The sequence below is a fragment of the Aeromonas sp. ASNIH8 genome (assembly GCF_002919855.1).
Classification (GTDB): Bacteria; Pseudomonadota; Gammaproteobacteria; order Enterobacterales; family Aeromonadaceae; genus Aeromonas; species Aeromonas caviae.
Window position 1 is genome coordinate 1 of record NZ_PQLN01000149.1, and the last position, 6,831, is coordinate 6,831.

Here is a 6,831-nt window from a genome sequence, read left to right on the forward strand (position 1 = left end):
CCCTTGCCCTCGCCCCTTCCCGCCGCCCCTATCCCGCCACGCCGACGCTGTTCGAGGGGCGCGATTACGGGGATGACCTCAAGGTGCTCAAGGCCGGGCTCGACAACCTGGGCTGCGCCATTCCCACCCTCTACAAGCAGTACGCCGAGCTGTGCGAGCCGGGGGGCGTGCAGTTCATGGACTTTGGCATCGACCCGGACTTCAACCACTGCATCGACGGCCTGGTGTGGGTGGACGTGAGCCGCATCAAGCCCCACAAGCGGGCCCGCTATATCGGCCTCCCCGCCGGGGAAGCGCCGGCCACATCTGGCGACCGTTGACCGGGCGTCGCAACGAAAGAGGGAGGCCTGCGCCTCCCTCTTTCACATCATGGGTGATGCCGCCTACTCGGCTGCGGGTTTACGATCCGCATGGCCGAGATCCCGCTCCGGGGCGATGACATCCCGCACCCGCTGCTTGATCTCCTTGGCCTCGGGGAAGCCCTCGTCGGCCACCCTGTCCCACACCAGCACCCCGTCCACCAGGATGCGAAACTCCCCCTTGCTGGCGGGCACCAGGGCCACCTCTCCCAGTTCGCCGTCGAAGGTGGAGAGCAGCTCCTGGGCGAGCCAGGCGGCCCGCAGCATCCAGCGGCAGAGGGTGCAGTAACGGATTTCGATGCGCGGTTTCGCGAGGGGCAAATGGGTGTCTGTCATGGGGTGACTCCGTGAAAATCGGTCAACCAGTGGCGAGCGATGCGCTGCATGGTAGCCTGGGGCAGTTCGTGAAGGCCCGGGGTGGATGCCTGATGGGCCAGTTGGTGCACCCCTTCGATGATCTCCGCCAGCACCAGGTAGACATATTCGCCGATGACGGCGCCGTGGACGAAGTTGACCGCCTCCCCCCGGTTGAGCAAAAAGATGGTGCTGCCGTCCGGCCGGGTCAGGGCCAGCACATGGGGACACACCTCCTCGCTCGGCCAGGGCAGCTGGGCGAGGCTGAAGGCAAATTCGTCGTCGGCGGAGGTGACCGAGGCCAGCATGGCGCCGGGGCGCAGGGCCTGCAGATCGGTGATGTCGAGGGAGCCGTTGCCGGTGGAGCAGATCACCAGCTCGGCGCGGCCCAGGGCCTCGGCCTTGTTCACCAGCTTGAAGCCGTGGGAGAGCGCCTCCACCTGGCGCAGGGCATCCGTCTCCACCAGCTCCAGATGCAGGTTGCGACAGCGCAGTTCCCGAGCGATGCTGCGCCCCACCTTGCCATAGCCGAACAGGGCGGCCTGGCAGACATTGAAGGTACGCCTCAGGGTACGTGCGAGGGACTCCGCGGAGTAGACCACGCTCAGGCCGATCTGGATATCTTCCGCCTGCTTGAGGGGGCTGCGGGCCACCGAGATGACGGGGGTCGCCAGGGACTCCTGCTCATACCGCTGATGGCCGTTCTCGGTCATCTCCACCACCCCGATGAAGCGGGCGCCAAAGTGCTCGGCCAGTACCGCCTGGCTCTTGGCGAAGTAGCCGCCGATGTCGAGGATGATGAGCCGCTCGTGAGACATCACCAGGGGGGCAATCTGGGCGATCACCTCACCGGGATCCGAGGTCCAGTGGCGATTGAGGGGCAGCACGGGGTAGTGCTGCTGAGCCCAGGCCAGCGTCGGCCCGTGCACGGACTTGGGTTTGGGCAGGATGGCACCGACCCGGCCCACCCGATCGAGCACCTGGATGAAGTCGGGTCTGTCGGGAAGCAGGTGGGTCACCAGCAGGATGCAGAGATCCCCAAGACATCCCTGTTCGGTGAAATGGCGAAAAAACAGATGCTCAGATCCCTGACTGTGCAACTGTGGCCTCCTTAGCGTGCCGCGGGAAAGCAGGCAAACAGAACCCGGCATAGCCGGGTTCTGTGTGTATCCAGATAATTGAAAATCCTTTTTATCCGAAAGCACCATGGGTCTCAATCTTTATCTGTCCAGACTTTGACAAGCCCATCAATTTCTAAGGTAATAGCCTGTTTTTCATGCAGAAATCAGTAAAGTGACGCCTCTGGCCATACCCACCACAGACTCACTCCGGCACCGACGGCCGCCACCAGGATCAAGACCCCCCAGCGAGAGAGTCCCGGGCGCCCGTGCAGGGCACGTTCCAGAAGCGGCAACAGCCAGACCGGCAGCAGCACCAGCAGGGGCACTTCCACGTACTGCCAGGCGAGCATCTGCACGAAGGCGAGTGCCAGCCCCAGGGCGGCCGGGGTCACCTTGACCCCTGCAAAGGCGCCGAGCAGGGCACGGAATCCGGCAAACGCGGCCAGGGCACCCGTCAGCTGGGCGATGAGCAGGCTGCCATCGATGCCGATGACCAGCGCCAGCCAGATGAAGGCCAGGGCGAAGCCGAGCCCCTCCTCGCTGTCACCACGCCAGTTCGTCCAGCCAGACCAGAGGATGGCGGGCAGCAGGGCCAGCCAGATCCAGGGCTCGCTCGCCAGCACGGAGGCCAGCCCCTGCCACCACACCAGGGCGCCCAGCCCCCCGAACAGCGCGAGGGCGATCCCCTTGCAGGTACCCTGGGTCAGGGCGGGCACCAGCAGGGTCAGCGGCAGCCACTGCCACGCCTTGACCGGCAGGCCATAGGCACCGCCCAGCAGGCAGCCCACCAGCCAGATCCCCAGGGCGCCCCACAGATAGCCCAGCCGCGGCCAGCGCCACGACAGCAAAGCGGCCCCTAAAGGAGCCGCCAGGGTTTGAAGCAGGAGTGCTGCGCCCATTACTTGCGCACGCCTTCAACGAACAGGTTGATGGTCATCTCGTCAGGGATGTTCGGCACCATGTAGTTCACGCCGAACTCGCTGCGCTTGATGGTGGTGGTGGCGTTGAAGCCGCTGCGGTAGCCGCCCCAGGGATCCTTGCCTTCGCCGATGTGGACCAGGTCGAAGGCCACGTCCTTGGACACGCCGTGCAGGGTCAGGGTGCCCTTGAGCACGCCTTTGTCCTTGGTGCCTTCATAGCCGGTGCTGACGAAGGTCATCTTGGGGTACTGCTTCACGTCCAGGAAGTCGGGGCTGCGCAGGTGCTTGTCGCGGGCCTCGTGGTTGGAATCCACGCTGGCGGCATCGATTTCGAAGCTCGCCTTGGCCGCCGCCGGGTTGGCGTCGTCCATGCTGAAGGTGCCACTGAAGGTGTTGAACCGGCCTACCAGTTCGGAGAAGCCGAGGTGGCCCACCTTGAACTGGACTGTGGTGTGCGCTGCATCGACATCGTAATCGGCAGCCATCAGGGGAGCCGCCATAAACAGGCAAGAGGCCAGCAGGGCCTTGGTCATTTTCATTCCGATCGTTCCTTCATTGGGGGTTCACAACGGTGTCCAAAATGCTAACCTCCTATCGAGAATAGATAATCATCGATTTATTAAAATAATTATCAACCGAGAGTGGAATATGGATCAGATAGCCGCCATGCGCACCTTCATCAAGGTGGTGGAGTGCCAGAGCTTCACCAAGGCCGCCCATCAGCTCGGGATCTCGGTCGCCATGACCTCCAAGCTGATGCAGCAGCTCGAGGAGTCCCTCTCCACCCGGCTGCTGTCGCGCACCACCCGCCAGGTCAATCCCACCGAGGCGGGCCAGTTCTACTACCAGCGCTCCCTGGCCCTGCTGGCGGAGCTGGAAGAGACCCACAGCCAGCTCACCCACAACAACCAGCAGCCCCAGGGCACCCTCAAGCTCTCGGTGCCCATGGATTTCGGCTACCTGCACCTATCCCCCGCCCTGCCCCTGTTTCGCGAGCGCTACCCGGACTTGAAGCTCGAGATTGAGTACAGCGACCGGCGGGTGGCCCTGGTGGAGGAGGGGTTCGATCTGGCCCTGCGCATCGGCAACCTGCCGGACTCCTCCCTGGTGGCCAAGCCGCTCGCCATGATGAAGATGGTGGTGTGCGCCAGCCCCGACTACCTGGCCCGCCGGGGCAGGCCGAAGACCCCGGAGGATCTCAAGCAGCACGATTGCCTCATCTACACCCTGACCCAGCCGGACTGGGTCTTCAAACGGGATGGGGAGGAGCACAGCATCCGTCCCCAGGGGCCACTTCGCGCCAACAACGGGGTGGCCCTGACCCGGGCCGCCTGCGACCACCAGGGCATCATCTTGCAGCCCACCTTCATCGTGGGGGATGCGCTGCGCTCGGGGGCGCTGGTCCCCTTGTTGCTGGAGTGGGAGAAGGGGCAGGTGGGGCTCTATGCCCTCTATCCGCACCGCCGTTTCGTGTCGGCCAAGGTGCGCTGCTTCATCGAATTCGTGCAGGAGCGCTATCTGGCGCCCCACTACTGGGACAGGGAGACCTGAGCCCGGGCTCAGGGGGTGGGCATCAGCTCGGCCACCAGCAGGTGATCCTGCTGGCTCATCTGCCAGCGTGGCAGACGCTGGCGCAAGGCGGCGAGCTCGGCCTCCCCCAGCGCATAGGGCAGGGTGACGTGCAGGCAGTGGCAATCCAGCATGGCCGCCAACTGCATCATCAGGGCGAGGTTTGCCTCGTCGCTCTTGTGCTTGTTGATGCGCTTGCCGAGCTCGTGGCGAAAGTGGGTCTCGGGATCCTGAGTCATCGCCTGCCAGCCGTAACCAAAGAGCGGGATGAAGGCGCTGACGATGCCAAGGGCGGTGAGGGGCCGTTTGGGCGGGTGATAGAGGGCGTTGAGATCCAGCAGGATGGGGCTTTGATGGGGTTCACGACTGCCGGATAAAATAGTATTGCTCATTGGATTACCCTGTTGATTCCTCTAGACTTCGCCGCATATTTGACCTGCATGCCAACGAGGTGCTGATGCTAAGCGATATCGAGATCTCCCGCCAGTCCCCCCGCCTGCCCATCGCCGAGGTGGCAGCACAGCTCGGCATAGCGGCCGCCCATCTCCACCCCCACGGCCATTACAAGGGCAAACTCGACCTCGCGCTGCTCCATCACGCCCCCGCCCGCGAGCCCGGCAAGCTGGTGCTGGTGAGCGCCATCACGCCCACCCCCCTTGGGGAGGGCAAGACGGTCACCACGATCGGCCTCTCCATGGGGCTCAACCACATCGGCCAGCCCAGCATCGCCACCATTCGCCAGCCGAGCCTCGGCCCCGTCTTCGGGGTCAAGGGGGGCGCTGCCGGGGGCGGCATGGCCCAGGTGGTGCCGATGGAGGAGATGAACCTGCACCTCACCGGGGATTTTCACGCCCTCACCGCCGCCCACAACCTGGCCTCTGCCGCCCTGGATGCCCGCCTGTTCCATGAACGCAAACTCGGTGACCAGTTCAGCGCCAGAACCGGCCTGGCGCGGCTCGATATCGACCCGGCCAACATCCTCTGGCCCCGCACCCTGGACATGAACGACCGGGCGCTTCGCCACCTCACCCTCGGCCAGGGCGGCGCTGCCGATGGTGTCGAGCGCCCCGATCGCTTCGTCATCACCGCCGCCTCCGAGCTGATGGCCATTCTGGCCCTAGCCAGGGATCTCAAGGACTTGCGCGCGCGTATCGGCCGCATCCAGCTCGCCCTCGACCTGCGCGGCAAGCCCATCACCGCCGAGCAGCTGGAAGTGGCGGGGGCCATGACGGTGCTGCTCAAAGACGCCCTCAAGCCCACCCTGATGCAGACCACGGAGCAGACCCCTGTGCTGGTCCACGCAGGCCCCTTTGCCAACATCGCCCACGGCAACTCCTCCGTCATCGCCGATCGCATGGCGCTGGGTCTTGCCGACTACGTGGTGACCGAGGCGGGTTTTGGCTCCGACATGGGGCTGGAGAAGTTCTTCAACATCAAGTATCGCCAGTCCGGCCTTCCCCCCGCCTGCGTGGTGCTGGTGGCCACGGTGCGCGGCCTCAAGGCCAACAGCGGCCTGCTCGACATCCGGCCGGGCCAGCCGCTGCCGGCCAGCCTGCAAGGGGAAGATCTGCCCACCCTGACAGCGGGGTGCGCCAACCTCGCCTGGCATATTCACAACGCCCGCCGTTACGGGGTGCCCGTGGTGGTCGCCATCAACCGCTTCCCCACCGACAGCGACGCCGAGCTGGCCCTGCTGGAGGCGGCGGCGCGCCAGGCCGGTGCCTGTGGCGTCGCCCTCTCCCAGGCCTTCACTGACGGTGGCGCGGGTGCGGCGGATCTGGCTCACGCCGTGGTGGCGGCCTGCAAGCAGCCCAGTGAGGTCAGGCTGCTCTACCCCGATGAGATGAGCCTTGCCGCCAAGCTCGCCACCCTGGTGGAGTGCGGCTATGGCGGCCGGGGCATCACCCTCTCGGACAAGGCGCGCCAGCAACTGGCCAGACTCTCGGCAGAGGGCCAGGATCACCTGCCCATCTGCATGGCCAAGACGCCGCTCTCCATCAGCCATGACCCGGCCAGGAAGGGCGTGCCGACGGACTTCGAGGTCCCCATCGAGGAGGTGAAACTCTGCGCGGGGGCAGCCTTCGTCTATGCCCTGGCGGGCCCCATCATGACCATGCCGGGCCTGGGCAGTCTGCCGGCCTATCGCCATATCGACATCAACGATGACGGCGACATTGTCGGCCTGAGCTGACGGCGCCCAGGTCCAGCCAGAAACGACAAGGCCCCGCCGATTGGTGGCAATGCTGATCAGTTAAGGATCCATTGACCAATCCTTCTGCTGTAGGACAATCCGGAACCAATCACTGGTTCCGGATTTTTTATGTCTATTGCAAACGATCTGAACGATGTTGTTGAGGCATCTGGCGACATGCTGGCTCGGCTGGCCATTTTTGCCGACCATATTCCCGACGAATGGATTACTGCCGCTGCCGCCTTGTCTGAAAAGGCCACTATCCGCCGACGCCGCTTACCTTCTGATATGGTCTTGTGGCTCGTCGTGGGGATGGC

At 64.7% G+C, this 6,831-nt stretch carries 8 protein-coding genes and 1 pseudogene; 4 read left to right on the forward strand and 5 right to left on the reverse strand.

The window, feature by feature from the left end:
* Positions 1-320, forward strand: a pseudogene (locus tag C3418_RS22145) (GNAT family N-acetyltransferase); the annotation flags it as partial.
* A 63-nt stretch (positions 321-383) separates the two neighbouring features.
* On the opposite strand, the gene C3418_RS22150 reads toward C3418_RS22145, so the two are convergent.
* The 4 genes from C3418_RS22150 to C3418_RS22165 all read right to left on the reverse strand — a co-directional run bounded on the left by C3418_RS22150 (position 384) and on the right by C3418_RS22165 (position 3,293).
* Entirely contained in the window at positions 384-695 is a 312-nt protein-coding gene (locus C3418_RS22150) for a SelT/SelW/SelH family protein (protein ID WP_010674179.1), read from the reverse strand.
* Positions 692-1,813, reverse strand: a complete 1,122-nt coding sequence (locus C3418_RS22155; protein WP_103859297.1) for an adenosylhomocysteinase — start codon at positions 1,811-1,813, stop codon at positions 692-694. The genes C3418_RS22150 and C3418_RS22155 overlap by 4 nt, the downstream gene beginning before the upstream one ends.
* 185 nt (positions 1,814-1,998) lie before the next feature.
* Entirely contained in the window at positions 1,999-2,733 is a 735-nt protein-coding gene (locus C3418_RS22160; protein ID WP_052815820.1) for a hypothetical protein, read from the reverse strand.
* Positions 2,733-3,293 carry a YceI family protein gene (locus tag C3418_RS22165; protein WP_010674176.1) on the reverse strand — a complete coding sequence of 187 codons (561 nt, stop codon included), beginning with the start codon at positions 3,291-3,293 and terminating at the stop codon, positions 2,733-2,735. The genes C3418_RS22160 and C3418_RS22165 overlap by 1 nt, the downstream gene beginning before the upstream one ends.
* A gap of 109 nt (positions 3,294-3,402) precedes the next feature.
* Here C3418_RS22165 and C3418_RS22170 point away from each other — a divergent pair, with 109 nt between their 5' ends.
* The gene (locus C3418_RS22170; RefSeq protein ID WP_039038856.1) at positions 3,403-4,305 is read left to right on the forward strand and encodes a LysR family transcriptional regulator; all 903 of its coding nucleotides are present in this window, start codon (positions 3,403-3,405) and stop codon (positions 4,303-4,305) included.
* An 8-nt stretch (positions 4,306-4,313) separates the two neighbouring features.
* Here C3418_RS22170 and C3418_RS22175 read toward each other — a convergent pair whose 3' ends face one another.
* Positions 4,314-4,715 (reverse strand): hypothetical protein, encoded by a 402-nt coding sequence (locus C3418_RS22175; RefSeq protein WP_010674174.1) that lies wholly within the window; start codon positions 4,713-4,715, stop codon positions 4,314-4,316.
* A gap of 65 nt (positions 4,716-4,780) precedes the next feature.
* Between C3418_RS22175 and C3418_RS22180 the strand changes: the two genes are divergently transcribed.
* Entirely contained in the window at positions 4,781-6,514 is a 1,734-nt protein-coding gene (locus C3418_RS22180) for a formate--tetrahydrofolate ligase (RefSeq protein ID WP_052815821.1), read from the forward strand.
* A gap of 129 nt (positions 6,515-6,643) precedes the next feature.
* The coding region (locus C3418_RS22185; RefSeq protein WP_181023087.1) for a transposase domain-containing protein at positions 6,644-6,831 on the forward strand (188 nt) is incomplete at its 3' end.